Annotated in this window: 28 protein-coding genes; 11 read left to right on the plus strand and 17 right to left on the minus strand. The window is 52.3% G+C overall.

Features of this window, described 5'->3' with window-relative positions:
* Window positions 1–65: 65 nt before the first annotated feature.
* Window positions 66–437, minus strand: a complete 372-nt coding sequence (locus BD749_RS05515) for a hypothetical protein (protein WP_101443337.1) — start codon at window positions 435–437, stop codon at window positions 66–68.
* 202 nt (window positions 438–639) lie between these two features.
* Here BD749_RS05515 and BD749_RS05520 point away from each other — a divergent pair, with 202 nt between their 5' ends.
* Window positions 640–867, plus strand: coding sequence for a hypothetical protein (locus tag BD749_RS05520; RefSeq protein WP_101443338.1), 228 nt, complete (start codon window positions 640–642; stop codon window positions 865–867).
* A gap of 22 nt (window positions 868–889) precedes the next feature.
* Here BD749_RS05520 and BD749_RS05525 read toward each other — a convergent pair whose 3' ends face one another.
* A complete protein-coding gene (locus BD749_RS05525; protein ID WP_101443339.1) occupies window positions 890–1885 on the minus strand; it encodes an alpha/beta fold hydrolase in 996 nt (331 codons plus the stop codon).
* Between the two features lie 128 nt (window positions 1886–2013).
* A complete protein-coding gene (locus BD749_RS05530) occupies window positions 2014–3123 on the minus strand; it encodes a T9SS type A sorting domain-containing protein (RefSeq protein WP_180336324.1) in 1110 nt (369 codons plus the stop codon).
* Window positions 3124–3265: 142 nt separating this feature from the next.
* Between BD749_RS05530 and BD749_RS05535 the strand changes: the two genes are divergently transcribed.
* The 3 genes from BD749_RS05535 to BD749_RS05545 all read left to right on the plus strand — a co-directional run bounded on the left by BD749_RS05535 (window position 3266) and on the right by BD749_RS05545 (window position 7083).
* Entirely contained in the window at window positions 3266–5446 is a 2181-nt protein-coding gene (locus tag BD749_RS05535; RefSeq protein WP_101443341.1) for a sensor histidine kinase, read from the plus strand.
* 73 nt (window positions 5447–5519) lie between these two features.
* Entirely contained in the window at window positions 5520–6236 is a 717-nt protein-coding gene (locus BD749_RS05540; protein ID WP_101443342.1) for a response regulator transcription factor, read from the plus strand.
* Window positions 6237–6447: 211 nt separating this feature from the next.
* Window positions 6448–7083, plus strand: a complete 636-nt coding sequence (locus tag BD749_RS05545; protein ID WP_101443343.1) for a hypothetical protein — start codon at window positions 6448–6450, stop codon at window positions 7081–7083.
* A 191-nt stretch (window positions 7084–7274) separates the two neighbouring features.
* Here BD749_RS05545 and BD749_RS05550 read toward each other — a convergent pair whose 3' ends face one another.
* Window positions 7275–7955 carry a porin family protein gene (locus tag BD749_RS05550; RefSeq protein WP_101443344.1) on the minus strand — a complete coding sequence of 227 codons (681 nt, stop codon included), beginning with the start codon at window positions 7953–7955 and terminating at the stop codon, window positions 7275–7277.
* Window positions 7956–8242: 287 nt separating this feature from the next.
* Here BD749_RS05550 and BD749_RS05555 point away from each other — a divergent pair, with 287 nt between their 5' ends.
* The gene (locus BD749_RS05555) at window positions 8243–9292 is read left to right on the plus strand and encodes a nucleoid-associated protein (RefSeq protein WP_101443345.1); all 1050 of its coding nucleotides are present in this window, start codon (window positions 8243–8245) and stop codon (window positions 9290–9292) included.
* Window positions 9293–9421: 129 nt separating this feature from the next.
* Window positions 9422–9856, plus strand: a complete 435-nt coding sequence (locus BD749_RS05560; protein WP_245868761.1) for a hypothetical protein — start codon at window positions 9422–9424, stop codon at window positions 9854–9856.
* 53 nt (window positions 9857–9909) lie between these two features.
* On the opposite strand, the gene BD749_RS05565 is transcribed toward BD749_RS05560, so the two are convergent.
* Entirely contained in the window at window positions 9910–10911 is a 1002-nt protein-coding gene (locus BD749_RS05565; RefSeq protein ID WP_101443347.1) for a sterol desaturase family protein, read from the minus strand.
* Between the two features lie 188 nt (window positions 10912–11099).
* On the opposite strand from BD749_RS05565, the gene BD749_RS05570 reads away from it, so the two are divergent.
* Window positions 11100–11291: a hypothetical protein gene (locus BD749_RS05570; protein ID WP_101443348.1), complete on the plus strand. Its 192-nt coding sequence runs from the start codon at window positions 11100–11102 to the stop codon at window positions 11289–11291.
* A gap of 65 nt (window positions 11292–11356) precedes the next feature.
* Here the strand turns inward: BD749_RS05570 and BD749_RS05575 are convergent, their stop codons facing one another.
* The 4 genes from BD749_RS05575 to BD749_RS05590 all read right to left on the minus strand — a co-directional run bounded on the left by BD749_RS05575 (window position 11357) and on the right by BD749_RS05590 (window position 14444).
* Window positions 11357–11920: an HD domain-containing protein gene (locus BD749_RS05575; protein WP_101443637.1), complete on the minus strand. Its 564-nt coding sequence runs from the start codon at window positions 11918–11920 to the stop codon at window positions 11357–11359.
* Between the two features lie 62 nt (window positions 11921–11982).
* The gene (locus tag BD749_RS05580) at window positions 11983–12495 is read right to left on the minus strand and encodes an RlpA-like double-psi beta-barrel domain-containing protein (protein ID WP_101443638.1); all 513 of its coding nucleotides are present in this window, start codon (window positions 12493–12495) and stop codon (window positions 11983–11985) included.
* A gap of 406 nt (window positions 12496–12901) precedes the next feature.
* Window positions 12902–13615, minus strand: a complete 714-nt coding sequence (locus BD749_RS05585; RefSeq protein WP_101443349.1) for a TVP38/TMEM64 family protein — start codon at window positions 13613–13615, stop codon at window positions 12902–12904.
* Between the two features lie 43 nt (window positions 13616–13658).
* Entirely contained in the window at window positions 13659–14444 is a 786-nt protein-coding gene (locus BD749_RS05590) for a rhomboid family intramembrane serine protease (protein ID WP_101443350.1), read from the minus strand.
* Window positions 14445–14673: 229 nt separating this feature from the next.
* On the opposite strand from BD749_RS05590, the gene BD749_RS05595 reads away from it, so the two are divergent.
* The 3 genes from BD749_RS05595 to msrA all read left to right on the plus strand — a co-directional run bounded on the left by BD749_RS05595 (window position 14674) and on the right by msrA (window position 17978).
* A complete protein-coding gene (locus BD749_RS05595; protein ID WP_245868764.1) occupies window positions 14674–16554 on the plus strand; it encodes a glycoside hydrolase family 3 protein in 1881 nt (626 codons plus the stop codon).
* Between the two features lie 84 nt (window positions 16555–16638).
* On the plus strand, window positions 16639–17337 hold the full coding sequence (locus BD749_RS05600; protein WP_101443351.1) for a hypothetical protein: 699 nt from the start codon (window positions 16639–16641) through the stop codon (window positions 17335–17337).
* Window positions 17338–17435: 98 nt separating this feature from the next.
* A complete protein-coding gene (gene msrA / locus BD749_RS05605) occupies window positions 17436–17978 on the plus strand; it encodes a peptide-methionine (S)-S-oxide reductase MsrA (protein WP_101443352.1) in 543 nt (180 codons plus the stop codon).
* Window positions 17979–18052: 74 nt separating this feature from the next.
* Here msrA and BD749_RS05610 read toward each other — a convergent pair whose 3' ends face one another.
* The 8 genes from BD749_RS05610 to BD749_RS05645 form a co-directional block, all read right to left on the minus strand.
* Window positions 18053–18565: an NUDIX domain-containing protein gene (locus BD749_RS05610; protein WP_101443640.1), complete on the minus strand. Its 513-nt coding sequence runs from the start codon at window positions 18563–18565 to the stop codon at window positions 18053–18055.
* Window positions 18566–18620: 55 nt separating this feature from the next.
* On the minus strand, window positions 18621–19640 hold the full coding sequence (locus BD749_RS05615) for an SDR family NAD(P)-dependent oxidoreductase (protein ID WP_101443353.1): 1020 nt from the start codon (window positions 19638–19640) through the stop codon (window positions 18621–18623).
* Window positions 19641–19756: 116 nt separating this feature from the next.
* Entirely contained in the window at window positions 19757–20527 is a 771-nt protein-coding gene (locus BD749_RS05620) for an outer membrane beta-barrel protein (RefSeq protein WP_245868766.1), read from the minus strand.
* 202 nt (window positions 20528–20729) lie between these two features.
* On the minus strand, window positions 20730–21665 hold the full coding sequence (locus BD749_RS05625; protein ID WP_101443354.1) for a M28 family peptidase: 936 nt from the start codon (window positions 21663–21665) through the stop codon (window positions 20730–20732).
* Between the two features lie 55 nt (window positions 21666–21720).
* Window positions 21721–21927 (minus strand): DUF1737 domain-containing protein, encoded by a 207-nt coding sequence (locus BD749_RS05630; RefSeq protein ID WP_101443355.1) that lies wholly within the window; start codon window positions 21925–21927, stop codon window positions 21721–21723.
* 221 nt (window positions 21928–22148) lie between these two features.
* Window positions 22149–22742: a hypothetical protein gene (locus BD749_RS05635; protein ID WP_101443356.1), complete on the minus strand. Its 594-nt coding sequence runs from the start codon at window positions 22740–22742 to the stop codon at window positions 22149–22151.
* A 14-nt stretch (window positions 22743–22756) separates the two neighbouring features.
* Window positions 22757–23479 carry a head GIN domain-containing protein gene (locus BD749_RS05640; RefSeq protein ID WP_101443357.1) on the minus strand — a complete coding sequence of 241 codons (723 nt, stop codon included), beginning with the start codon at window positions 23477–23479 and terminating at the stop codon, window positions 22757–22759.
* Between the two features lie 104 nt (window positions 23480–23583).
* Window positions 23584–24498, minus strand: a complete 915-nt coding sequence (locus BD749_RS05645) for a M48 family metalloprotease (RefSeq protein WP_245868769.1) — start codon at window positions 24496–24498, stop codon at window positions 23584–23586.
* 174 nt (window positions 24499–24672) lie between these two features.
* Here BD749_RS05645 and BD749_RS05650 point away from each other — a divergent pair, with 174 nt between their 5' ends.
* Window positions 24673–26088, plus strand: a complete 1416-nt coding sequence (locus tag BD749_RS05650; protein WP_101443359.1) for a sodium:solute symporter family protein — start codon at window positions 24673–24675, stop codon at window positions 26086–26088.
* Window positions 26089–26097: the final 9 nt, after the last annotated feature.

Here is a 26097-nt window from a genome sequence, read left to right on the forward strand (position 1 = left end):
AAAAAAGCCCTGCCACTTGTTAAAGGTGGCAGGGCTTTTTGCTTAGATGCAGGTATAGCTATACCTTAAATGCGGCTTTGGTCACTGTCGTGCGGTTCAGAGTCGTCTTCGCCAAAAGGCTGCTGGCGACTGCGGATGCCATTCACATCATCGTCCATGGCCGTGTCGCTGCCCTCGTACTCAAAACCAGGGCCCTGGGCGAATTCCTCTGTGCTTTTTGGGTTGTTTGCACCATAGCCGGTTGTTTCATTGCCTCCTATGTGCAGGTTCTCCAGGCTGTCCTTTTGGTCGCCTCGCTCCAGTGCGCCTCCATACCCTACATTGCGCTTGGCTGAGGGGTCTGGCTTGTTGCCCATGGTCTGGCCCTCGCGGTGTGTTTCGTTCACATTCTTCGGTCGGTTGGGCGTGTTCCGTATATCTTCGTCTCTTGTAGCCATAATTCAATTGGTTTGTTTACCTGTGTATACGCTCATGTGCCCGATCAGTTAGGTATAGCACACTTTACTTAACATAATTAAACAACCAAACAATTTATACATCTCCCGTTTCTTTCGATTATCTTTGAGCGAAAAATAAAGGGCCTATGGCACGTATGGCGGCCCGATTGCGTTACAGAGTGAACCGGCAGCGAATAAGCATATGAAACTTTCAAAAATATACGACCCGCGGGAGATGAACTCCTACCAGTTTGTAGCCATGACGGGCTTGGTGATGACCATTCTGGCGAATGTGATCCTGCTTTTCATTGGCAAGACAGTGGAGAACTTCAATGCGCTATACCTGTGCTGGTTTGTTTTCTTTGGAGCAGGCACCATTGCCAATTTCAACAGCAAACCCGACGACCACGATCATCACCACCATCACTAGGCGCAAGCACTTAGGTATAACCTTATTGCTTTAAAAACTCCAGCAGCGCTTTGTGAAATTGCTCCGGCGCCTCAATGTGCGGGATGTGTCCCACTCCTTTTAGCTCCAGCAGCCGCGCGTTAGGGATGGCGCCTGCCGTTTGCTGGCCCAGTTGCGGGTACTGCCCATATTTTTTTCGCTCCTCCTCGCTTTTAATGTACGCTTTGCCCACCACTGTGCGGTCCTCAAGCCCAATGGCAAGCAGTACAGGCATTGTCAGTTGACTGAACTCATACACAACCGGCTGCTCATAAATCATGGCGTAGGTATGCGCTGCCACCCGTGCCACAAGCGGGTAGTCGGGGCTGCGGAGTTGCGCGGCAGGTATTCGCACCCACTCGTCATAGGCCGGTTTCCAGGAGGTATAGTACGTTTTGTGGTAATCCCGTATGCCGGTTTCGGTGCGTTTCAGTTCTTCCTGATAAAGCTCATCGAGGTTCCTGTATGGCACTATGCGCCTGTAGTCTTCCAGCCCGATCGGATTTTCGAGCACGAGTTTGGTGGTTGCCTCCGGGTACATGAGCGCAAAGCGCGTGGCCAGCATGCCACCCATGGAGTGCCCAACCACTACGGCCTCACTGATCTTGAGATGCTCGAGCAAATGCCGCGTGTGCTGCGCCAACTGGTGGAAGCTGTACTGCACTTCCGCTTTGTCTGACTTGCCGAAGCCCAGTTGGTCGGGCACTACCACCCTAAACCCCTGGCCGGCCAGGAAGTGCATGGTTTGTTGCCAGTAGGCACCCAGAAAGTTTTTACCATGCAGCAGCAGCACCGTTTGCGGGTTTTTGAAAGGGGCAGGCGGCGACACGTCCATATACGCCATCTTGAACTTTTGCCCTTCCTGTTCTACTTCCAGGTAGTTTACCGGGTAGCGGTAGGCATAGTCGCTCAGGGTGGCGTTGTAGGTCCGCTGCGATTGCGACACAGCCGGGAAACACAGAATGAAAAGGAAAGTGAGTAGGTATAGCTGTTTTTTCATCAGGCGCAGGTATAGTTTCAGGTATGGTACTGCTCTTTTTACTTGCAGCTGATGCGAAGAGTTTTAAAACAGAAAGCCCGGTACTGCAGACACCGGGCTTCTCTACTGAACCAAATTGCTAAACAAACTTACTGCACCAGTATTTTTTTGGTATGATAACGGTCTCCCTGGGCCACTTGCAAAAAGTACAGACCCCGCCCAAAAGGCGTCAGGTCGATTTCGCGTTCGTAGGTGCCGGACAGTTTCTCTACGGTGTCCACAAACACTTCCTGCCCTTTGTCGTCCATCACCCGCACCACGGTGGTGCCTTTGTTCTTAAGCGAAAACTTCAGGTTAAAGCGCCCCGAGTTGGGGTTTGGCGAGAAGTTGATCTCCTCCACCTTCAGCTCCTCGCGCGATTTCATTTCTACCGGAGCACCGGTGGCTTTCAATTGCTCCTTGTCAGCCTTTGTCACATCCTCCACTTTGGCCTTACGCACAATAAAGATGGCATGACCATCTCGGGCCAGCTGCAGGTCGATCTCCTCGTCAATCAGTTCACGCTTGTTTCCGTCACGGTCGATGCGGTATACCTTTCTGTTCTCTCCGCCCTTCAGGATCTTTACATAAGCCTTGCCTTCTTTGGAGAGCAGTGAGTCGGTTATAAGTCCGCGGGGCATGCTCTCCACAATGATCCGCTCAATTTCTTTCGGATTAATGGCCATGATTCGCTCACCGTCTTTCCACGTAAAGGTATGGGAAGAATCGCTAAGTGAACGGATGTGAATCTGCGGGTGGCCCTCCAGGGTTATACCCATGTGCTTCATCTCCCCCTGCAATGCTTCCATGCGTTTCATCATTTCTTTGCTCATACTATCCGCTGACAGCGAGAGGACGCGCACCTCTTTCATGGCACGCCTCATGGCACTGTCGGCTTTCAGGCTGTGAACCCTGGCCTTCAGCATGGCCTCCCCCTCCTTGCCCAGGGTATAGGCCCTTATTTTTTCGTCCAGCAGGCGCATGTGGCCCGTGTCCAGGCGGGCGGCTTTCAGGGCTTTGGCAATGGCCTCTTCCGTTTCGGCTGCAAAAGTAGTATCGACCACCACCGTCTTGCCATCCACGGTGCGAATCATTTTAATGTGCATGTTGCGCTTCTGCTGGCCAGCCTCCTGTGCCAGCGCATGATGGAAAGGCAAAAGGCCCAGTAGCAGGGCAAGTGCCAGTTTAAGTAAGGTTTGAATGTGGACGAAGAGGTTCATAGTGTTCAGGAATAAGGAGTTAGCGAATCGTTTACACAAATGTACGCTGGCCCACATCACCGAAGCGTTAAAGACAGGTTAAAGTCTGTTAAGGAAAAGTTAAAGTAATGGACAAGCCAGCCGAAATACGTAAATTTGTTATGTGAGCAAGCTGTCTATCATAGGGGTTATCGTGCTGATGAGCATATCGTTACTCGGTATGGTCGGTCTTCAGCTGTATTGGATTTCGGATGCCATACAGGTGAAGCAGGAGCAGTTTGACCGCAGCGTACACGAGGCACTTGCCCGGGTGGTCGAGAAGCTGGAGACACAGGAGGCCGTGTCGGCAGTGGCCAACGGCATGGCAACGTTGCAACAACCCACTCCTGCGCCCGAACCAGTCGCAGAGCCGCTGAGCCCTGCTGCTATCTCCTTTACCAGCAACACCCAACCAACGGCAAACGAACAGGCCCGCGTCAGTAACCCTCCTGCCCCACCCGCTCCACGGGCTCCACTAGGTATAGCCATCACAGAAAGACAGCCGGAAAGGCCTACACTGTCCGGAACTCCAAAAGGACACGTATTCCTGCATCCTGGGCTTCAAAATTTTCAGGCGGAGTTCAAAGCCCTGGACTCTGTAATGCAGCAAATGCTGGCTTCAGGTATACGAATGCCAGTCACGCCCATGGAGCACCAGCAGTACATGGCGGTCTGGCAGGCGCAGGCAGACTCTATGCAGGCCCGTGCCCGTCGTCTGAGCCAGAACAGCACATTCCGAATCCACCGCTTCCCGGAGCACACCGTCAGGTATAGCCGACAGGTAAATGGCCGTAACCTGCACTTTTCAGTGGATACACTGCAATACATCGCCCTGCATTTGGACAGCCTTCGTCGCAGCAATTTTCTGGACCGGGCCATCAATGCCGCCGAAATAGCCTCCATCAATGTGCTCAAAGACAGTGTCTATATTTACAAGAAAGCAAACGCTGCCCGCAAGAGCCTGTCTGAGGCAATGGCGGCGGATCATGCGGCTGTGATGGCAGGCAGTAAGATCACGATCCGGAACGTAAAAAGACCGGAGGAGCCAATACAGAAGCAGCAAAACACGCTAAGCGGCCCTGCCAACAAAGCCAGCACTGCCTCAGCCGCCTTATCTGGCAAAGCAGAAGAATCTGAAAAGCGCAAAGTCGCTCAACTCACCTCACCCAGCACGCCGGACCGCGCCAAAATAGAGGCCAAAAAGGAAAAGCTGAACGATGTGGTGGAAAAGATGGTGGTGGAATATGTCGCCAAGGATATCCCTCTAGAGCAGCGACTGAACCTGGAGGAAATTAAACCCTTGCTGCAAAGCGAACTGCAGGACAAAGGCATTTGCCTGGACTTCGGTTACTGGGTGCTATCTAACCAGCAGGACACTATTTCAGCGGCCCACCTGCCCACCAGCGACACCCGCAACTTTGCTACCTACAAGGCCAGCCTGTTCCCTAACGATATATTTGATAAGTCTGAATACCTGGCCGTATACTTCCCTGACAGCCGGGCCTATGCCATCAGATCGCTCTGGATGATGCTGGCCTTCTCAGCGCTCTTTACCCTGATCATGGTGGCTACGTTTGGCACCACCATTCACATTATTTTCAGGCAGAAGAAGCTATCGGAGATGAAGAACGACTTCATCAACAACATGACGCACGAGTTCAAGACGCCGATCGCGACCATCTCGCTAGCTGCCGACGCCATTTCGAACCCCAAGGTATACGGCCTGCCCGAGAAGGTGCAGTACTACACCGGCATCATCCGGCAGGAGAACAAGCGCATGAACGCCCAGGTAGAGAATGTGCTGCAAATAGCCCGACTCGAGAAGAACGACTATGAAATGACCCTGAAACACACCGACCTGCATGCCCTCGTGCGCAAAGCCATCGAGAGCATACACCTGCAGGTGGCCGAACGCCAGGGAACCATCACCACCAAGCTCCATGCCGCCGCTCCGGAGCTCGAACTGGACGAAGTGCACTTCTACAACGTCATCTGCAACCTCCTTGACAATGCGAACAAATACTCCCCGGACCGCCCTGCCATCTGCATCCAAACCTATGACACAGCTGGCGGCATTGTGCTGGCAGTAGAGGACAAAGGCATGGGCATGACGCGTGACGCACAGTTGCGGGTATTTGATAAGTTTTACCGCGTGCCGACCGGAAACCTACACAATGTGAAAGGCTTCGGACTCGGGCTTAGCTATGTAAAGGCCATTGTGAAGGCCCACCACGGCACTATAAAACTGCAAAGTGAGCTTGGCAAAGGCAGTCGGTTCGAAGTATTTTTACCAGTTGGTGCCTGAAATTGCTGCACCATGCAACTTAAGCGCCCGTCGCGGCATCTTTAAACAAAAGCCTATACCTAAACAGCCTCCTATGAGCGACAAAGGACTACACATACTGCTGGCCGAAGACGACCCGAACTTTGGGATTGTGCTGAAAGACTACCTGGAGCTGCACGACTATGAAGTGACCCTCTCCACGGACGGCTGCCAGGCTATCACCGCTTTCAGAAAGGGGACCTTCGACCTGTGTATCCTTGACGTGATGATGCCGGGCAAAGACGGCTTTACGCTGGCCCGCGAGATAAAGAAGATACAGCCTGAAATGCCGCTCATTTTCCTGACGGCCAAAGCCATGCGGGAGGACATGCTGGAGGGCTTTAAGATTGGGGCTGACGATTATATTACCAAACCTTTTGACTCGGAGGTGCTGCTTTACAAAATAAAGGCCATCATGCACCGCACCGGTGGAGGACCCAACGCTGAGAAGCCGGAAGTGACCGAGTATACCATCGGCCAGTATCGCTTCCAGTACAAACTGCGCTTGCTACATCACAACGGCGACATCCAAAAGCTATCGCCAAAAGAAACGGAGCTATTGCACCTGCTCTGCGAGCACCTGAACGATGTGCTGCCGCGCGACCAGGCACTTTTGCGTATCTGGCACGAAGACAGTTACTTCACAGGCCGCAGCATGGATGTGTACATCGCTAAGCTTCGCAAATACCTCCGCCACGACCCCAGCGTGGAGATCATTAACATTCATGGGCAAGGCTACAGATTGTGCGCCTATAATGGGGTAATGCTTTAATTTCATTTGCATAGCCCATCTTCGGGCAACCTGCCATCAATTGTTTTGCCACCACCTCCCCGGTGCAGGTGTGGTTGGCTACACCTTATGCAATTTATACCTGCCAGTGGGTTAAAATATATTTTACCATAACACTAGATATATATAACCATAATATTATATTTGATCCGCAATTTTTTAAACAAACTTAACCTCCATTCAAATTTCACACATGAAAAAAATTCTACTCTTTTTGTTGCTGGCGGTAACTTTCACAGCCTGCGGACCTCAAATCTACACGGCTGCCTCTTTTAAGGAGGTGAAGGCGAAGCATCAAACGCTGGCCATTGTGCCTTTCGATGTACTGATCGAGTCCAGAAAGCTTCCGAAAGGCGTGACACCCGACATGATGAAGCAACAGCAGAAAGACTATGGCTATGGCTTGCAGGGCGATGTGTATGGATTTTTCCTCAGGGAGATGTCGAAGAACAAGTACACGGTTAATTTCCAGGATGTGAACAAGACGAATGCACTGCTTTCGGAGGCCGGCATCACGTACGAAAACATGAACACCGTTTCAAGAGATGAGATCTGCCAGATACTGGGCGTGGATGCGATCATTTCCGGAAAGGCCACCATGTCGCAGCCGATGTCTGATGGGGCCGCTATTGCGGTGGGCCTGCTGGTGGGCGCCTGGGGGCCTACCAACAGCGTGAACACATCCATTACAATACATGAAGGCGAAAAGGGCGATCTGCTCTGGAAATATGACTACACTGCCTCCGGAAGCATCGGCAGCAGCAGAAAGTCATTGTCGAATGCGCTGATGAGAAACTCCTCCAAGAAATTCCCATACAAAAAATCTTAATCCGGAGCGTACGCTCGTCCCTAGCACTGTTCTCACTATACCTATTCAAACAAGAAATCCCTGCGGCTTATACCTGCAGGGATTTTTTTTGGGCTTACATAAAAAAAGCGCAGGCCGCTCCCAAAGGGAACGGCCTGCGCACCTCACCAAAACACATCTACAAACAGTAATACTTAACCAATCATCTATTTTTAGAAAGTAAATCCTACAGAAGCCTTGATCACCCGGTTGAAGGTGTCGAAGTTGCGGTTGGAATCCACGGTGGTCAGGCCGTAGTCGTAGCCGGCGCTGATGTTGAAACCACTGGCAAAACGGTAGCCTATACCTCCGGTGGCCGCCACATCCAACTCACGGAAGCCATTGTTTACATCCCACTCCTGGTTCAGGGCGTTAAAGCCCAGGGCGCCGGCCCGTACCTGCACTTTGTTCGAAACCAGGTATGAGAACTGCGGACCCGCAAAAATATGGAAGCCGTCGCCGATGAACACTTTGGCCAGTATCGGGAGGTCTATGTATTCGGCTTTGTTGGTTACAGTAACGCCCGCATTAAGGAAATCGAACTGTTCCAATGGAATTTTACCTGTCAGGCGCATACCTTTCTGTGAGTATAAAAGGCCCGGTTCAATCTCGAAACCAGGTGCCACAGGTATAGACACCACGCCACCCACATGGAAGCCTTCGCGCATTTCGCGGTTTAGGGAGCCGTTGGTCATATCCATCAGATCCTGGGCGCTGTTCACAGTCTGGCCTTGCCATTCGGCCATGTTCACGCCTGCTTTTATACCGATGCGCACAGGTTGTTTTTGCTGCGCATTTGCCCGAGTAGCCGCTATCCCCAGAACGACGGCCAGTAGTAAAAATATCTTTTTCATCACTCCTATCCTTAAATTTTGAATACTAAAACTCCAAGCTGCGCTGCTTGCCGGATGGAATGAAAGAACCGTGCCAATTTGTTATAAATAATTTCCAAAAAAGTTCATTATCAATTATAAATAATTAAATATCAATCTGTTAGCAATTAAAATATTTTTCAAAAGAAGAAAACTGCTTAAAATAAAGCGCATTTAATGATGCTGTGTATTTGCCCGCAGGTATAGTTACACCTTACCTTTGCAGCCCCATGGCTCCAAGACGAAGACAGGTATAAAGCAACAGGCAGATGAATGATAAAAGACAGGTGCGGCTGAACAGGCTGGCCGTGCACCGGGTAGGCAACAAGGCAAAGGAAGAAGGCGTGATCGCTTCGAAAGAACTCGTCGACTTGCGCGACGAGCAGCTGACGGATCTGCTGACCAATTACTTTCTGGCCCCCTTTAAGCAGGAGGAGTTTTTCCGCTTCCACCATACCTCCGACCTTGCCCTGAATGAAATGTTCGCCTACTCGGCGCTGATGTTCACGGAGCCCCGAAAGTTTCTGGAGTATTCGGTGCATGTGCTCAACCACCTGTACGAGCAGTCGGACCACCCCAAAGTGAAAAGCGGCGAGCTTTACGTGGTGCATCTCTCAGGGTGCGTGATGGAAGACGACATTGTGGATGCGATCGGCATTTTCAAGTCGGAGAACAAAGACACCTTCCTGACCTTTCAGGAAGAGAACGATGACCTGAGCATGAACTACCACTTCGGGGTGAACATCAAGAGCGTGGACAAGGGCTGCCTGATCTTCAACACCGAGGCCGAAGACGGTTTCCGGGTTAAGATCGTGGACGCCAACAGCACCGACGCCGTGTTCTGGAAAGAGGACTTCCTGCACGTAACCGAGCTCAAGGACACCAACTTCAACACCAAAACGGCGCTCAACCTCTGCAAGGATTTCTCGGAGGAGGTGTTTGCCCAGACCGACAGCAAAAAAGCGCAGGTGGACTTCATCAGCCGCTCCGTGGACTATTTCTCCAAAAGCGAGACCTTTGACCTGGAGGAGTTTACGAGCAGCGTGATCGACGAGCCGGAGACGGCAGAGCGCTTTAAGAACTATACCCAGGCCTTTGCCGAGGAGCGCGACATCGAAGGCTTCACGGATTTTGCCATCAACAAGAACACGGTGAAGAACATGAAGCGCAAGTTTCGCAACTTCATCAAGCTCGATACCCAGATCGAGATCAAGTTCAGCGGGTATAACCCGGAGCAGAGTGAGCAGTACGTAGAGCGCGGCTTCGATCAGGAGCGCGGCATGCATTTCTACAAGGTATACTTCCACTCGGAGTCATAGCGTTAATTGCTAAGCACACAGGTATAGAAACTATACCTAGACAGGCCGTGTTGCAAATAGACTTGTGCCAAAATACCGGAACAGTATTTGATAGAGAAGAAAGCACCGATGATAAGCTTTAAAAGAGATATGAAAAAGTCAGTTTTTGCTGCAGTATTTTTTGCCTTTACCGCCACCGCAGTGTTGGCACAAGCACCCGCTCAAAAGGCCCGAACCGCCCAGAGTGCCCCGACTACCATCGAGCAGCGGGCCGATGAGATAACCGCCGGTATGGTGAAAAACCTGCGGCTGAGCCCAAAGCAGGCGGCTCAGTTGAAGGATGTGAACCGCAGCAGCATGAAGTTTGCAGAAGAGGCACGCAAGAAATACCGCGATAATCCGCCTAAGCTGGCCCAGCAAATGGACATCATCAGCCAGACCAGACTATCACAGATCAAAGATATCCTCACTGAGCAGCAGTTTGCCCAGTACCAGTCACGACGCGAAGAGAAAATGGGTGTGCCGCGCGAAGCCAGAAGCAACCCCAGTCAAGGCCAGGGCCAGCAGTACGATAACAATTACTAAGCTGCCAAGTGTAGCCCAAACAGAAAAGCATGGCGGAGGCCATGCTTTTTCTTTTAGCCCACTTGCCTACCCCCGGTCGGGCTAATCTGTTGCTCCAATACCCCCTCGCCAGGTATAGCCGAAGCCACATGCAAGGCGGGCGCATCATCCAACACCTCATTCTCCTGTGCTCCCAGTGCCTCCTGCTCCCGTTGGTAGGCCGTCACGATGGCTCCGGGCGGCTTGAACAGGATATCCCATGCCTCCCGGAATGAACGGGCGTGCCGCAGGTCTTTCCAAATATCCACCCACTCATGAAACACCAGGTAGATGGGGTTAAATGAGTTAACAGGCTTGGTCAGGCCATAAACGGGGGCCTCTTCCTCCTGCTGAAAAGTACCGAACAGCCGATCCCAAACGATGAAAGTTGAGCCGTAATTCTTGTCGATGTACTGTGGGTTGGAGCCGTGATGAACCCGGTGGTGAGAAGGTGTCACGAAGATGTACTCGATGGGCGCGGGAAGCCTGCGCACCAGCTCGGTATGCACCCAAAACTGGTAGAGCACAGCCAACTGGTGACACACGAAAAAGGTAAAAGGGTCGAAGCCCATAAAAGGCACTGGCAGGAAGAATAGAAACTTGATGTGCTGGGTCCAGCCGGTGCGAAACGAGACGGAGAAGTTCATTTTCTCAGACGAATGGTGCGTGACGTGCGTTGCCCACCAGAAGCGCTGCTCGTGCGAGATGCGGTGCGCCCAGTACCTGCAAAGGTCCACCAGCACAAAGGCTAGCGCAAAGCCCCACCAGGATCGTGGGATAGCCCACGGCACCGCATTGTAGATCTCCAGTGAGATGTAAAAGAGCGTAACCTTGAGCATGGCCCCCAGCACCACACTCCCCACCCCAATCGCTACGGCCGCCAGAAAGTCGCGCTTTTCGTAGTAGTTTCTTTTTTTCCGGATGCCTACGTACCACTCTAGCAGCACAGAGGCCACGATTATGGGCGCGGCAAAATGCATGATGGTGAGGTTATCCAACTCCGCAATCTGGTCCATTGTAAAAATTTCTTTCTCCATAAGCCAACCGTTCGTGCAGGGGTATAGCTTATAGTAACGATGTCTCCGGCCCAGAGTTAATCAAGAAAATGAAATTGCGGACCTGAGCTCGTGTCACTAAGCCAGAGGCTGTCCATTCGGCCGAAATGCAAATCCATTAATTGCTTTTGTAGAAACCCATGCGTAATCTTGTTAAAAGCTAAAGCGACATGAACATCCGAAAGAAAGTAAAAGCTACTATACCTGCGGGCACAAACCGTTACGCCGCCATCAACCTGTTTGTGAAAGCAGCCGAGAAAGAGCATTGGAGCGAGCAGGAGATCCAATTTGTGATTGATGAAATAGTGGAAGCCGAGGACAATGCCAAAGGGTTGGAAGCCCTGCAATATTACCTGGCCTAAAGCGAAAGCCGTGCCGGCGCAACAACATGCACCGACACGGCCCTTGAATCTTGCAGCACCTGTTCTCAGGCTTCGTTTTGCGTTATAGGCGCTAGCTGCAGCTCAGCCTGATGCTGTTGCAGCACGCCAATAATAAAGTCAATGTGCTCGTTCAGGTTCACCCCGAAAAGTTCGGCGCCTATGCGCACCTCTTCGCGGTCAACAGAGGCAGCAAAGCCGCTTGTCTTCAGTTTCTTTATCACCGATTTGGCCGTTAATCCCTCCAGGCGCTGGGGACGTACCTGGGCACAGGCCACAATAAAACCAGTTATTTCGTCGCAGGCGATCAGGGCTTTGTCGAGCGTGGTTTCGTAGGGCACGCCCCAGTGGGTATAGTGCGCCGATATGGCGTGGGCAATGTGCTCCTCACCTTTCTCACGCAGCATGTCCACGATCACGTTCGGGTGCCTGTCCGGGTAGGCCTGGTAGTCGGCGTCGTGCAGCAGCCCTGCGATGGCCCATGCTTCCGGGTTTTCGCCCAGTTTGTTGGCGTAGGCCTCCATTACGAGTTCCACGGTACGGGCATGGCGCAGCAGGCTTTCGCTGGTTGTCATTTGCTCCAGTATGGTGCGGGCTTCTTGTCTTGTCATAGGTATGGCTTTTACAAACCTGAAGTTAGCAATTTCGATCCATACCTGTATACCAGGCAAGCTTAATCCCTCATGGCAAAACCAAAGTCACTTGGCTGGAAATTTATCTCGCTTTCGTCGGAAAATTCTGATTTGGCAATTTTAACGTTTTCCCACCTGCCGTAGATGTTGTCTTTGCGTCCCACCAGAATATCGATGCGGTTGCGGAAGCGGCGGTTCATGGTATCCCGGACAATGTACTGCCCGTCCAGCTCTTCTGAAACCCCACGCACCCAAACGGTGTCGCCATATTGAATGTCGCCACCCCAGCGCGCCAGCATATCGCGTGAGAGGGCAATCCAGCGGTGTTTTTTAGGGTTTTTGGGGTTGATGCGGGAGCCGTCCGCTGTGATGAAGGGGTTTCCGTCTGTCTGGCCTTTTTCGGGGTAGTAGACTGTGGCCGTTACGGTGAAGGTTTCCGGATAATCGGGGTAACTGGGGTAATCTTGTACTTTTTTTATGAGTCGGGGTGATAACAGTTCCTGTGCTTTTTCCTCGCTTGGAGGGCTTGATTCTTCTGGGTTGAATATCGCCATTTCATCGAAAAAAGTGACATAAATGGAAATCACTACTGCTAGTATTTTGACCCTAAACATATGCAATCCATTTCGTGAAACATCATTTCTATAACAATAAACCGCTTAAACGGCCAGTTTAGAAAATAGGTTTTAAGCACTGCATGAATCTAGGACTGTTAAAGGCTGTAGAATAAAGTCTTAAAAATGCCTAAATACGGGCAATGAATTCAAAATTCGAAAGGAATAGCGGAAAATTGTTATCCAGAGAAAACGACAAATGTCACTAATTTTTCATAAAATAAATTACAATAGTTTCATTATAAAGGTGTACAAACATACCCAAATAAACCATTTACTATGATCCTAATTGTAATTTATAAAGCCTACTCATTTAATGATCAGAGCCGGCCTACGGGCCCTGAGGCTACTGCCCTTTCTTGAAATACTTGTCGTAGACGACATAGCCAATAAAGACGACCAGGCTTGCTCCTCCAACCCAGATCAATCCGTTCATCAGGCGGTCTTTGTCTTCCCCGAGCCAGGCCAGCAGTATAGTGAGCGGTGTAATGCCTGCCACAGTGGCCCCTATAAATTTAAGATAGCCCATTTTAGTGAGGCCTGCCACAAAGCTAACCGCATCATTCGATAGGAAGGGAGAAATACGCGCAATGATCACGGCCCAAATTCCATAGTCCGACACAAAACCGCACACCTTCTCCTCTGCCTTGTGCCCAATGATTTTGCGCACGCCCGTTTCGCCGAGACCGCGGCCAATCAGGTACCCGATGGTGGAGGCAACCAGCACCGCCACAATGGCAATCCCCGAGCCCCAGACCGGTCCGTACGCAATAATGGCCACCAGCATCAGGGCCACCACGTTCACCACTAACAGAAACATCTGGGCCACCATTGCCAGGATAATGAAGAAAGGTCCCCAAAAGCCGAACTGCTCCACCCAACTGGAAATGCGCTTTTCTTCCCCGCTCGTCAGCACCTCCCAGCCTTCTTGAATATTGGCCTGAAAACCGGGAAAAACGAAGTAAGCCAGCACCAGCAAGGCGACAATGCCTGCCGTGACCATTAAGGGCCATTTGCTCTGCTTTGTTTCTACTTGGGGGGCGGTTGTATTTTGCGACATAGGTGCTCGTTTCTGTGTTTAGACGTAGGTTAGTCTGCCTGGGTTAGGGCTCCAGCATACCTGTTTTAGGGTGAAGCCGGGCTTTTTGGTCATACTTTCTAGCAGGTTCATCGCTCGCCAGGGTATAGCGCCAGGTATAGCGCACTGCGCCGAGCGTACTGCTTTGGTGTAGCTCCTGCGCCGTATATTCATTCTGGCTGAGTGGTGGCTCTGCAGGTATAGCAGGCTGCTTCTTATCGATGTGTTCGCCGTAAAGCACGGCCGCAACAAGTCCTGTCAGTAGGCCGCCCAGGTGCCCTTCCCAGGAGATGCGCTCCTCTGAAGGAAACAGGCCGTAAAATAAACCGCTATACAGAAACAGAATGGCCAGCGATACAGCCAGACCCGCCCTGTCGCGACGCGCGATGCCGTTGAACAGCAGGAAACCCGCCAGGCCATACACAACCCCGCTGGCGCCCACATGATACGCATCGCGGCCGATGAACCAGGTGAACAGTCCACTGAGTACGTAGACCAGCACAAACACCCGCAGCGCAACAGAACGATGCAAAAACAGGATAAAGCCCGAAAGCAGCACCAGCGGAAACGAATTAGAAAGCAAATGGATGAGCCCGGAGTGGATGAGCGGCCCCAGGAAAACGCCAACCAACCCGAGGAAATCGCGCGGGTGGATGCCCAGCCAGACCAGGTTCACATCGTTCAGGTATGAGAGAAGCGCTACCAGCCAGATGAGGCCCACAAACAAGGCGCCTGGCAGAAAACTATAGGCAAAGCGTTCATTTTCGGCTTTCAGGTTTTCGGGGCTTTGCAATGGAGTGGCTCGCATCATAGGGCTTCGTGGGGAGAAGGCAATTCTTCTCCTGCTGTGTCGTGTCAGGCTATACGTGCAAGGGTACTGTCAGATCGTAAAGAAACAGCACCCGCACAACAGCAAGATACAGGCTGCCGGGCAAAATTCGTATGCGTTATCCGTACTTTTCACGTTCTATACCGTATCACTTCCATTTCAACTATGCCCTGAAGCGTATAAGACCTGTAGTCCTAAACCTAACCCGAAAGTGAGAAGCAATAAAGGTGATTTCACCACGCGTACCATGCATGTCAACCCTCTTCACCCGATTACCTATCTATACCTTGGTCTGCTTTGCTGCCTTCTGCTATTGCCTTCCTGCGAGAGCACAGACACTAAAGGGGCATCTTATGCAAGCAATGAGGAGGTGCATCGTGAGTTTTTTCCAGAGGAGGCGCCCTATACCCGACCAAACTCCCTGATCGAGGCGATCGAGCGCCCATCGCCCTGGGTTGATTCCGTTTTCAATACGCTGAGTCCGGCGGAGCGCATCGCCCAGCTGATCATCATCGAGGCGTTCTCCAACAAAGGGCCCAAGTATGAGGCCGATGTGATGAACCTGGTAAAGCGGTATAAAGTGGGAGGCGTTATCTACTTTCAGGGAGGGCCTGTGCGGCAGGCCGTACTGAACAACCGCCTGCAGGCCGCTTCCAAAGTGCCGCTCCTGATCTCGATGGACGCTGAAACTGGGGTGGGCATGCGACTCGACAGCACGGTGCAGTATCCGTTCCAGATGATGATGGGCGCCATAGAGGACAATGGCCTGATCTACCGCATGGGCGCCGAAGTGGCGGAGGAGTTCAAACGGCTGGGCATGCACGTCAACTTCGCCCCCGTGGCCGACATCAACAACAACCCGCAGAACCCCATCATCAGCTACCGCGCCTTTGGCGAAGACAAACTGGACGTGACCGCCAAAAGCCTGGCCTATATGCGGGGCATGCAGGAAAACGGTATCATTGCGGTGGCCAAGCATTTCCCAGGCCATGGCGACACCGATGTGGACTCGCATTACGACCTGCCCATTATCCCGCACGACCGCGCCCGCCTCGACTCACTGGAGCTATACCCTTTCCGGGAACTGATCAAGCACGGCATCGGAGGCATTATGGTGGCGCACATGCACATGCAGCAGCTCGACACCACGCTTAACTTACCCTCTACCCTCTCCAAACCCATCGTGACCAACCTGCTCAAAAACCAACTGGAGTTCAAGGGGCTGGTCTTTACAGATGCCATGGTGATGAAGGGAGTTACCAAATTCTTCCCGCCGGGCGAGGCGGAAGCGCGCGCCCTGATTGCAGGCAACGATGTGCTGGAGCGGCTCAACAGCGTTCCGAAAGCCATACAGGCCATACAGCATGCCATTGCCGAAGGCTACATTACGCAGGAGGAAATTGACCGACGTTGCAAGAAAATGCTGGCTGCCAAAGCCTGGGTGGGGCTGGACAGGTATAAGCCCATTGAGTTGGAAAACCTTTACGAAGACCTGAACCCAGGTATAGCCGATAGTACCAACCACGCCCTGGCCGAAGCCGCCATGACCCTGCTCAACAACCGGAAGAACTTTCTGCCTATCCGACAGAAAAAGCGCCAGCGCATTGCCACGCTCTCCTTTGGTGCGGTGCGGCCAAGCATTTTCCAACGTGAGGTTAACAAGTATGGTCGCATTGGTGATGACTTTGTGATATCCCGGAAGGCCAACGCCAAGGAAATAAAGCAGCTCAGGCAGAAACTGAAAGGCTACGACCTGGTGTTGGTGGGGCTTTATGGCCCGAGTGTGGCGCCCAGCAACCGACTGGGTTACTCGAAGGAGGCTACGCAATTTGTGACAGAACTGGCCCGCTCCAACCGCTCTGTCATCACGCTGTTTGATAACCCCTATACCTTGAACCAGTTTCCGGACATACACAAGAGCCGCGTGCTCATACTGGCCTACCAAGCCCACAAGCACGCACAGGTGGCAGCAGCCAAATTACTGTTCGGCAAAATACCTGCCCGTGGCAAGCTGCCCGTTACCGTAAACAGGCATTACCAGTATGGCCATGGCATCAGCAAAGACAAGCCTTTGTTGGCCGTTAAACCGTAATAAGTATCTTGTAGGATTGCTTTGCGTATTATGGCAGATACAGGCACCGCCTGAGAACACCAACCCTAAAACTGTGAAAAAGAAATGATTGTTAATAGAACAACCTTGATCGCCGGTGCGATGTCTGCTTTGCTGCTCTGGGGCTGCGAAGGCAACCGCACCGCGCAGGAAACAGAAGAGATAACCGTAGACGTCCCCGCCGACACGGCCCGCGTGGAGCGCACCGGTCGCACCGTGGGCGAGCGCCTCGAATCGCTGCGTGGCTGGATGAACGAGAAAGTGGAACGTGGCGATACGGCCATACAGCGCGAGATGCCAGGTATAAAAGAAGACTTCAGGAAACGATCTGAGGAGATAGAGCAGAACCTGGACAGCCTTTCAGCCGACTCCAAAGCAGAATACGCCCGCCTGAAGGAGCGCTACGAACGCTGGGAGAACAGGCAGGAAAGACGCCTGAACACTCCGCTCGACCAGGCCGAGCTGGAGCAATGGGAAGAGCAGTTGCTTCGCGAATTCCAGGAAATTGAGAGCATCGCCCCACAGGACATGCGCGAAGCTTACCTGACCTTTATGGGTGTGATCAGGGCCAAGCGCCGCAACTGGACGCAAAACGACTGGGACTATGTGGACAATGTGTACGGGCAGCTCAACCAGCGACGCGGCCAAGTGGAGAACCAGATCTCGAACAGCGATAAACTCAAGATCAGAGCCTTGCAGGCCGAATACCTGACCCTGGAGGGTGCCGCCGACGCCCAAAGCACCATGCGCAACATGCGTAACTAAACCAAAGGAGGACATTTTGGTTTAGTACCTATACCTTTGCACAGGTATAGCACACTTACTTTTGAAGAAGAGGCTATACTTTAACTAAATCGAACAGAATGGAAAAAGCGACATTTGGAGGAGGATGCTTCTGGTGCACCGAAGCCGTGTTTCAGGATCTGGCGGGCGTTCAGAAAGTGGAGTCGGGCTATGCGGGCGGCCACCTGGAGAATCCTACCTATAAGCAAGTCACCTCAGGCACGACAGGGCATGCCGAAGTGCTGCAGATCACCTACGACCCGGATACCATCAGCTACGACGAGCTACTGGAAGTATTCTGGAAAACCCACGACCCGACTACCCTGAACAGACAAGGAAACGACATCGGGCCGCAGTACCGCTCTATCGTGCTTTACCACAACGACGAGCAGCGTGAAAAAGCCGAAAAATACCTGAAGGAACTCGACGCCTCCGGCGCCTTCGATGACCCAATCGTCACGACGATTGAGCCGCTGCAAGAGTTTTATCCGGCTGAAGACTATCATCAGAACTACTTCAACACGCACGGCCACGAGCCATACTGCAGCTTTGTGATCCGCCCGAAAGTGGAGAAGTTCAGGAAAGTGTTTGCCGGCAAGCTCAAACCCGGGGCGGTAAAATAAGCCTGCTAAAACGAGAAAGCCTCAGCTACCTGGAAACGGTGACTGAGGCTTTTCTATGCCTGTGTAATGGACACCTAGCCTTGCAGCTGCACCCACTGTTGTGCAATAATGGTCTTGGCATCGGCAAAGCTTTCTTTCAGCAGCTCTTCCCGGGTATAGCTGACCAGTTCTATGTCTTCATGCTCGTCGTCCTTGCCACCTCCTGCAGCATGCTGGTGCGACACTTCTGCATAGTACAACAGCACCTTTTCGGTAGTGCCGCCCGGCGATGAGTAAAAGGTATGCAGGTGCTTCAGGCTGTCAACGCTGTAGCCGATTTCTTCCTCAATCTCGCGGGCAATGCTGGCCTCCGGGTTTTCGCCATCGTCTACCATTCCGGCGACCACTTCCACCAGCTCCGACTCAGAGCCGACCCGATACTGCCGGGTCAGAATGTAGCGCTGTTTTTCGGTGTCATACACCATGGCGGCCACAGCGGTGCCCCGGTCAAACTGCTCCCGGGTAAAGGTATGGCCATTTTGCGCAACCGTCAGTTTATAGATCTTGAAATAGCCATCGTAGGCCGTTTCTCTTTTCTTGATTTCCATAAGGGTAAAGATAGGCAAAGCCAGGGTATAGCCCGCCATCAGGTATAGTTAATTGCTACAGTTCGTTATTTCGGAATGCCGCCTTTTGTGTGCGCTCCGTCAGGCCCGACATAGAAAGCGGCGTTTCACTCTCGTAGCCTTTTTTGGCCCGCTGCTCGCCGGTTGGCCCAGGGAGCATGCGGTTGAGTATGGCGAAGATATCAGTTGTGGTTTCCGGGGAGATGCCGTGTATGAACGCCCCGATCTTGGCGGGTATAGAAGTGACCACTTCCGCATCGCCGTGGCGGCAGGCATCCAGAATAGATTTGGCGGAGCTTTCCGCGCTGATGGACGTAACTGGGCTCGAGTCAACGATCTTGAACAGTGTGTATTCCTCCTCGTGCTGCCCTTTGATATTGGCGTGCCGTGGACTGCCCGTCTGCATCAGGCCCGGCGATGCACAGGTAACGGTGATGTTGTACTGCTTCAACTCCGCACGCAGGCCTTCGGATAACCCAACCAGAGCAAACTTGCTGGCGCTGTAAGGCACCAAATGCGGAACGCCCAGCTTTCCGCCAATCGAGGCGATGTTGAGGATCCGACCACCGCCACGGGCTTTCATGGAGGGCAGCACGGCCAGCGTAGTGTAAAGCGGCCCCCAGAAATGCGTCTGCATGGCTTCCTCAAAGTCTTTTACGGTCATCTCCTCCAACGGACCCGCCGTGATGATGCCCGCGTTATTGATCAGCACATCGATCTGCCCGAATTCCTGCTGTACCCGCCCAATCATCTGTTCTACCTGCGCCTGCTGGGTTACATCGCATGGGAGCACCATGACCTCGGCCCCATTGCCGGCCAGTTCCATACGGGCATCTTCCAGTTGCATTTCGTCGCGCGAGCACAATATTAGGCGGGCCCCTTCTTTGGCCAGTTGCCGGGCCATCACAAAGCCCAGCCCACGGGCACCGCCCGTTATCAGCACCGTCTTGTTTCGGAAGCTATAGGCATTCAGTTTACGGGAAATGGCACGGGCCATAAGCAATGCGCCTGCTCCGGCGGCCAGCCACCAGAGGTTTCTTTTCTGTTCTGTTTTCATGGGTTTCAGGTATAACGAAAATAGCCAGCACAATACAAACAATGCTGGCTATTTCCTGTACGGGAAGGCAAGGTATGTAGGTTCCTTTAGTTAGGAACGCATAGGTATAGCGGGGCTTACTTTTTCTTCTTGAAGGGCTTTATACCCTGCTTCTTGCTCGTAAACACTTCGTTCTTCGGCATTGGTGTGTACAGCAGCTTAACCGAAACTACACCGTAGTGATCTTTATTATTCAAACTTTGATTGTTGTTATCAAGGTAGTCTGTGGTAGTTAAGTGGTACATAACTTCTGGTGCCACACTAATTTGATCAGAAAAACGGAAGCGCATACCACCACCAACTGTAATTACACCAGCAATGGCTGGGTACGAGCGCAGGCGATCATAAGTAATATCAGAATTGGGAGGCCTATTTGTAGGATAAGAACTAGGTGTGTAATACACGAAGCCTCCCCCGCCCTTCACAAAAGGCACGGCAAAACGTTTGCGAAGGGAGCGATAGTTGTTGGAACCGGCATAGCTGTCCATCAGGTTATACACCAACATCCCAGACACATCTATAACCCTTGACTCAACAGTAATATTTTTAGAATCCTTCGATACCGCCTTCAATTTGAGATATTCTACTTCGCCACTAACTGACCAGAATGGGTTATACTTAAACAAGGCTCCTATACCGAAGGCAGAGCCAATGTCATTGCAACCATAACTCCCGCATACGTCACTCTTTATGGCTGCTACACCTGCACCAGCCTGGATAACGAGACCACGCTCCGGAATTTTGCTAATGCCCATCCGACGTATAACACCATCCTGCGCCTGAGCGGTAGTGTAAACTAAAATGGTGAGCGAGAATAGTAGTAGAAGAAAGTATGTGCTCCTGTTCATGCTTCAGACAGGTTTCTCTTTAAGGTTTGTGTGGCACGCAGCCCTGATACTGTCTGAGTCGGGCCCGTTCCCCCTATCTACGCAAGGCTAAAAGAAAGGATCATCAAAATTTATGAATACATTATAATATAGCCATGATAAAATGATTACAGCTATACCTGCATGTGTTCGGAGTTAATTTAGCGACTCTTCACAAAGGAGATTAAGCACCAGTCTCTGAATCAGTTGCGAGAAGAGCCGGGCGTTTCTTGTTGAGAAGCTTCACAAAATCGATTACCAAAGCAGCCGCATCCGGATAAAAAGTATGGTTGATGTTTTCATACACATCGGTGGGCTTATGGTAGTGCGCGTGGTCCTCAACGCCGAAATAAATGAATGGGATCTGGCGCTTGTGGAATTGATAGTGATCTGACTGCCTGGTCCAGTCGTTTTTCCCCTGCTCCGGCCGGTCGTGGCCTGTTAGCAGGCTGGCCTTTGGCCGGGGCTTCACCTGCTGCAACAGGGGCAGCAGTGCTGGGTAATGATAGGCCCCGCTGGCATAGAGCTCACCTTTTTCGTTCAGGCTGAGCATGTCCATGTTCACATTGAGCTGAATTAGCTCCAGTGCCAGCGGAGGATGCTCAAGAAAGGCATTGGCTCCCTGCAAGCCCAGTTCCTCGCCGTCGAGCGCAGCAAATACCAAAGTATAGTAAGGCTTGTTTTTCTTAAAATAGGCAGCCGCAGCCAGTAGGCCACCCACACCTGAGGCATTGTCATCGGCCCCATTAAAAACCTCGCCCTTTCGCTCGCCCACATGGTCGTAGTGCGCTGTCAGGACGATGGTTTTGTCGGTTTTGCCAGGTATAAAGCCGATTAAATTGACGGCTTTTTCTACTACAAAACCCCTGCCCTCCAGCCGGAAAGTATGGCGGTAGCTCTTGTTATAGGCTTCCAGCCCAATCTCATTGAAACGCTTCTCAATGTACTCCTGCGCCATTCGGTTGCCTTCGGTGCCGCTCAAACGGCCTGCCATCGAATCGGCGGACAGCACCTGTACATCGCGTAGCAGTTGCTGCGGGTCGAGCACCGCTTTTTGGGCTTGTGCAGAGAGTTGGAGCCCGCAAACAAGTAGTATAACAAAGGAGAGATAGCGTTTCATAGCCCTTATTTTATGCAAATTTACTACAAAATCGCCAGGGTGTCTCTAAAGAATATTAGCTGTTCACAACAGGCCACGAGATCCAGCTTTTCTGACGGGCAGTAGCTTTCTTCTGCTCCGCTACGCGTCGCTCCACTTCCTGCGTATAATTTCCGTCCTTCTCAAATACCTCACCTTTCAGCACCCAGCCAGTTTTCACGTAGTCTTGTACTCTGTTTACGAGGGCCTGCAAATCGTTTGCTTCAATTACATCGAATTCCATGTTCGTTCCTTTTCTAATGGTCTTACAAATGGTTGTCAGATGTGATTTAAACAAGGAGTGTGCCACTTACGTTCACCGGCTGCAAATGTTACAATTATTTTAAAACAAATTGCAGAAACCCTTTCTGGCACTTCAGGATATCGTTTTAATGGCCCAAAACAGCACGAGCCAGTCAGCTGACCGGCTCGTTTTAAACCTTCAAACAATTGTATTCTAATTCCTTACATTTTCTTTACATCAATAAAGGCAGGTACCTCTACCGGACCTACTGAGGTTTGGATAGTGGGTTTGATCTGTAGCAATATATCCGGTCGGCTGCCCCCCTCCTTCTCAGAAAGCATAGCAACGAGTCGCAACAGGTTGTTCAAACCGGAACTGCCGTTTTCCTCAGCCAGTTTGATGGGCGTACGCACATTGATGGTATTCAGACCATGCCGGAGTTCAACCGGCTCATCCACGATCCCGCTCAGTGTCTGTTTGCCATCCAGCAGCAATTGCCATTTAAGTTTGGTCACGGTCATGCTGCGGTCCTGGTTGGCTTCGTCCAGTTCTACATTCAGCCCCAGGCTTGAGAAAGCAGACAGGTTATTGTCAGAGAAAGCCGACAGCAGCAAGGCGGCCTCGCTGAATGAGAAGTCCTCGGGTCGCTTTTTGTTCAACACATTCACGCCGTTCAGCTTCACTTCATTAATACCCGACAGGCTATACTTTGCCTCTTTAAAAGCATCTACATCGCTCTTGGTGCCGCACGAGAATGCGAACAAGGCTATACCTAGCAACAGGGCAAAACTTAGGAGATTGATTTTTCTGTTCATCTGTTCTGTATTGCTCAGCGCTTTATTACTTTGCCTGAGCCTGAAATAGTTGAGTTAATAGTTGGACTTCCCTGGTAATACACATTGCCGCTTCCGGAGATCGTTACGGCCAGTTCGTTGGCTGCATGCACCTCCACGTTTCCCGAACCCGAGAGGTTTACACCGGCACTTCCGCTGCGCAGACCAAAGGCTTTTACGTTACCCGAGCCCGACAGGCTGATTTCCTGTGCACCCGCCTCCCCTGCAAGGTCGATGCTGCCCGAACCGGTCAGCCTGCTGGTTATTCTGCCGGCAAGCACGTTTATTCGGAGTTGGCCTGAGCCATCGAGCACAGCCAGGAAATCATTCGTCTCAAATTCATCCAGCAGCTCTATGCGCCCCGACCCGATCAGTTCAGCAGATCGCAATTCTGGCACTGTCATTTGCACCTCTATCGTTTTATGGCTGCGCAGGCATCTGTCCAGGCTAAGGTCCCACACGCCGTTCGATACATTGGTGCTGATCGCGTCCAGCACGTTTGGCTGTGCCCTCACCTCGATGCGCTGCGTGGCTCCTCGTCTAACAAATACGCGGGTATCGCCGTTCACTCGCAGTCCGTTCACCGCATCCAGGTTAAACTCGCGGGTTTCCACATCGCCCCTTCCCCGGATACAATCCGCTTCGTCGTCGCAGGAGGCAAGGAGGAGTACTGGCAGGATGAGCAGGAGCATCCGAGGCCAAAAATTTGCAGGTTTCATAGTTTTAGGTGGCTTAATGGTGAGCTGCAAGTTATAGAATCCTGCTGCAACTGCATAAAGCCTCCGGCACCGTCTACTCATTATTATGGTGCCACTACTAATTTTTAGCTAAAGTGCCCCACCGTTTGCCCGCGCTGATTCACCAGCACCCCGTTGGCTGTTACAAACAGGCCCTGCAGGTAATCGCTCTCGAAATAAAAAGGATAGTCGCGGTTATTGGTGCGGGCCAGCTTGCCGATGATGCGGGCGCCGCGTTCTGTCATATGCACCAGTTGCAGGCGCGTGGTAAGAAAGAACTGCTCACTTGGCGCGTTGTTGAATACGACCTGGCGGAGCACCAGTTGGCTGTCGAGCCCTCTCGATACGGTGTTTCCTCTGGTTGGCTGCTGCCGTACCTGTTCGCGTGGTTGCTGGGGAGGCTGGCTGCCGGCCAGGGGCTGCTGCACACGCGATTGCCCGTTGGCGCTGGCCAGCAGTTGGGCATCGGCATTGCCCCACCCTCTGCTGATGGCCGCCAGCCGGTAGCTGCGACCCGGATGTGTGGCAGAGCTTCGCTCATCTGAAAGCACTTTCATGGCAGCCTGCGCCTCTTCCAGACTCGCCCCCATCTTGCGGAGCACAAAACCAGAGAACTCATCGGCCTCCAGTTCGTCGGCATGGTTGCTGCCCTGACGCGACAAGGTATGGCCGTTCAGATGATGCCCGATCTCGTGCGCCAGAATGCTTACGCCAGCCCAGTCGGTATGCACGGCGTTGTTGATCGCGTCGAGAAAGCGCTCATTGTACAAGATATAGCGCTTGCCGTTGTAAATCACGGCAGCAGCGTTCTCGATATTGGCAGCGCGCACCTCGAAGCGCGGTTTCAGCCCAATCACATCGATTATCTCACCGATTACGTCACGGGGCGCGGCTTTGGTGGCTGCATAAAGCACTGGGGCGGGTACTGTTGCCGCCACCGAACCCAAAAGCGGAGCCAGAGACAGCAGCAGGGCCAGGCTTAGTTTACTCAATCGATTCATGATATTTCCCTTTCTGTAGCTAAACGAACACAGCATATCCAAAACGAAAAACGGACGGAAGCTGGTATACCCCACAATGCAAGTACTTTGCCAGAATTTCACCCAAATTATGACAAAGAGGCTTTTTGGCAGCTGCCCGAATTATTTCTATTTTAGCCCGACTGAATCTGAGGCATGCTGGTAATTTTTGTGATCCTCTACCTGTTCTTCAACATTGGGGTGGGTTTTTGGGCATCGAGTCGGGTACACAACACCAAAGACTTTCTGCTAGCCGGCAGGAGCCTGCCTTTCTATATCTCCACCGCTGTGGTGTTTGCCACCTGGTTTGGCTCCGAAACGCTGCTCGGCGCTTCCTCGGAATTTGCATCACACGGGTTGCTCGGCGTGATCGAGGACCCCTTTGGCGCCGCGCTCTGCCTGGTGCTGGTCGGGCTTTTCTTCGCCAGGAAACTCTATCGTCTCAACCTGCTCACCATCGGCGACTACTACCGCGTCCGCTACAACCGCACCACCGAGCAGATCGCGGCTTTCTTTATGGTGATCTCCTACTTCGGCTGGATCGCGGCGCAGCTGGTGGCCCTGGGAATAGTGATGAACCAGGTGTTCGGCATTTCTACGGCCTTAGGCATTATTATAGGCAGTGTAATTGTGGTGGGCTATACCTACATGGGTGGCATGTGGTCTGTCTCGATCACCGACTTCGTGCAGACCGTGATGATCATTGGCGGTCTCGTGTTCATTACCTATACCTTGCTGCAGCGCATGCCGCTGGAGCAGGTAACAGCCTCGCTTCCCGACGGCTTTTTCCGGATGACACCTCCTAACCATAGCCCTACAGCCTGGCTCAATTACATAGCCCTCTGGATCACGATCGGACTCGGTTCCATTCCGCAGCAGGATGTTTTACAAAGGGTGATGTCGGCCAGGTCGGAGAAGGTGGCGGTGGCTGCCTCTTTGGCTGCAGGTGTGCTATACCTGACAGTAGCCTTTATGCCGCTGCTATTGGCCCTGTATGCCCGCACCTTGCAGCCACAGCTGTTGCAGGAAGATGCCCAGTTGCTGGTTCCCGGCCTGATCATGGGGCTGGATTCCCTGCTGATCAAAGTACTTTTCTTTGGTGCTCTGATCTCAGCCATCATCAGCACGGCCAGCGGCGGCATATTGGCCCCGGCTGCTGTACTCAGCGAAAACATGCTGCGCCCCCTGCTCGGCCGGCGCAGCGACAGGCAAATGCTCCTGCTATCGCGTATCAGCGTGCTGATTGTGGCGGCTGTGGCGCTCGGTATGGCGCTGCTGCGCAGTAATATTTACGAACTGGTGAGCGAGTCGTCTGCTCTGAGCCTGGTGTCGCTGTTTGTGCCGCTGGTAGCTGGCCTGTACTGGAAACGCGCGACTGCCTTGGCCGCCAATGTCTCCATCTTAGCAGGTATGGGCGGCTGGTTGCTGTGCCTTTATCTGCAAACGGAAGTCAATCCTATACTTTACGGCCTGGCTGCCAGCATAGCCGGTCTACTCGTTGGGCAACTGTTTTCGCGGCGGCAGCCAGCGCCTATACCTGCCGAAGCAGTTGCCATAAAAAAACAGGTATAGCACACTGCC

The sequence above is a fragment of the Pontibacter ramchanderi genome (genome assembly GCF_002846395.1).
Taxonomy (GTDB): Bacteria; Bacteroidota; Bacteroidia; order Cytophagales; family Hymenobacteraceae; genus Pontibacter; species Pontibacter ramchanderi.

Excerpts from the sequence above, each read along its gene's own strand:
- BD749_RS05515 (WP_101443337.1), bottom strand. The coding sequence starts at position 437 with ATGGCTACAAGAGACGAAGATATACGGAACACGCCCAACCGACCGAAG.
- BD749_RS05520 (WP_101443338.1), top strand. The coding sequence starts at position 640 with ATGAAACTTTCAAAAATATACGACCCGCGGGAGATGAACTCCTACCAG.
- BD749_RS05525 (WP_101443339.1), bottom strand. The coding sequence starts at position 1,885 with ATGAAAAAACAGCTATACCTACTCACTTTCCTTTTCATTCTGTGTTTC.
- BD749_RS05530 (WP_180336324.1), bottom strand. The coding sequence starts at position 3,123 with ATGAACCTCTTCGTCCACATTCAAACCTTACTTAAACTGGCACTTGCC.
- BD749_RS05540 (WP_101443342.1), top strand. The coding sequence starts at position 5,520 with ATGAGCGACAAAGGACTACACATACTGCTGGCCGAAGACGACCCGAAC.
- BD749_RS05545 (WP_101443343.1), top strand. The coding sequence starts at position 6,448 with ATGAAAAAAATTCTACTCTTTTTGTTGCTGGCGGTAACTTTCACAGCC.
- BD749_RS05550 (WP_101443344.1), bottom strand. The coding sequence starts at position 7,955 with ATGAAAAAGATATTTTTACTACTGGCCGTCGTTCTGGGGATAGCGGCT.
- BD749_RS05555 (WP_101443345.1), top strand. The coding sequence starts at position 8,243 with ATGAATGATAAAAGACAGGTGCGGCTGAACAGGCTGGCCGTGCACCGG.
- BD749_RS05560 (WP_245868761.1), top strand. The coding sequence starts at position 9,422 with ATGAAAAAGTCAGTTTTTGCTGCAGTATTTTTTGCCTTTACCGCCACC.
- BD749_RS05565 (WP_101443347.1), bottom strand. The coding sequence starts at position 10,911 with ATGGAGAAAGAAATTTTTACAATGGACCAGATTGCGGAGTTGGATAAC.
- BD749_RS05570 (WP_101443348.1), top strand. The coding sequence starts at position 11,100 with ATGAACATCCGAAAGAAAGTAAAAGCTACTATACCTGCGGGCACAAAC.
- BD749_RS05575 (WP_101443637.1), bottom strand. The coding sequence starts at position 11,920 with ATGACAAGACAAGAAGCCCGCACCATACTGGAGCAAATGACAACCAGC.
- BD749_RS05580 (WP_101443638.1), bottom strand. The coding sequence starts at position 12,495 with ATGGCGATATTCAACCCAGAAGAATCAAGCCCTCCAAGCGAGGAAAAA.
- BD749_RS05585 (WP_101443349.1), bottom strand. The coding sequence starts at position 13,615 with ATGTCGCAAAATACAACCGCCCCCCAAGTAGAAACAAAGCAGAGCAAA.
- BD749_RS05590 (WP_101443350.1), bottom strand. The coding sequence starts at position 14,444 with ATGATGCGAGCCACTCCATTGCAAAGCCCCGAAAACCTGAAAGCCGAA.
- BD749_RS05600 (WP_101443351.1), top strand. The coding sequence starts at position 16,639 with ATGATTGTTAATAGAACAACCTTGATCGCCGGTGCGATGTCTGCTTTG.
- msrA (WP_101443352.1), top strand. The coding sequence starts at position 17,436 with ATGGAAAAAGCGACATTTGGAGGAGGATGCTTCTGGTGCACCGAAGCC.
- BD749_RS05610 (WP_101443640.1), bottom strand. The coding sequence starts at position 18,565 with ATGGAAATCAAGAAAAGAGAAACGGCCTACGATGGCTATTTCAAGATC.
- BD749_RS05615 (WP_101443353.1), bottom strand. The coding sequence starts at position 19,640 with ATGAAAACAGAACAGAAAAGAAACCTCTGGTGGCTGGCCGCCGGAGCA.
- BD749_RS05620 (WP_245868766.1), bottom strand. The coding sequence starts at position 20,527 with ATGAACAGGAGCACATACTTTCTTCTACTACTATTCTCGCTCACCATT.
- BD749_RS05625 (WP_101443354.1), bottom strand. The coding sequence starts at position 21,665 with ATGAAACGCTATCTCTCCTTTGTTATACTACTTGTTTGCGGGCTCCAA.
- BD749_RS05630 (WP_101443355.1), bottom strand. The coding sequence starts at position 21,927 with ATGGAATTCGATGTAATTGAAGCAAACGATTTGCAGGCCCTCGTAAAC.
- BD749_RS05635 (WP_101443356.1), bottom strand. The coding sequence starts at position 22,742 with ATGAACAGAAAAATCAATCTCCTAAGTTTTGCCCTGTTGCTAGGTATA.
- BD749_RS05640 (WP_101443357.1), bottom strand. The coding sequence starts at position 23,479 with ATGAAACCTGCAAATTTTTGGCCTCGGATGCTCCTGCTCATCCTGCCA.
- BD749_RS05645 (WP_245868769.1), bottom strand. The coding sequence starts at position 24,498 with ATGAATCGATTGAGTAAACTAAGCCTGGCCCTGCTGCTGTCTCTGGCT.
- BD749_RS05650 (WP_101443359.1), top strand. The coding sequence starts at position 24,673 with ATGCTGGTAATTTTTGTGATCCTCTACCTGTTCTTCAACATTGGGGTG.